Annotated in this window: 1 protein-coding gene; it reads left to right on the top strand. The window is 38.8% G+C overall.

Translation table 11 applies throughout. From position 1 onward, the window contains the following. Positions 1-240: HYR-like domain-containing protein (locus ACVCXO_RS00020; RefSeq protein ID WP_452227561.1), on the top strand; the 240-nt coding region annotated here is incomplete at both ends.

Genomic DNA, 240 nt, shown 5'->3' with positions numbered 1-240 from the left:
TTGAATGCTTCCACACAAACACAAAATGTAATAATTACAGATGTTACTGCTCCTGTTGCTGATGTTGCAACTTTAGCTAACGTAACGGCACAATGTGAAGTAACTACTTTAACCGCACCGACTGCAACTGATAATTGTGGTGGAATAGTTACTGTAACAAACGATGCATCACTTCCTATTACAACACAAGGAACAACCCTGGTAACTTGGACATATACAGATGTTAATCTGAATGCTTCC

The organism is Lacinutrix sp. MEBiC02404 (assembly GCF_053601575.1).
Note: the sequence above shows the minus strand (reverse complement) of the source record. Positions and strands in the feature narration are given on the sequence as shown.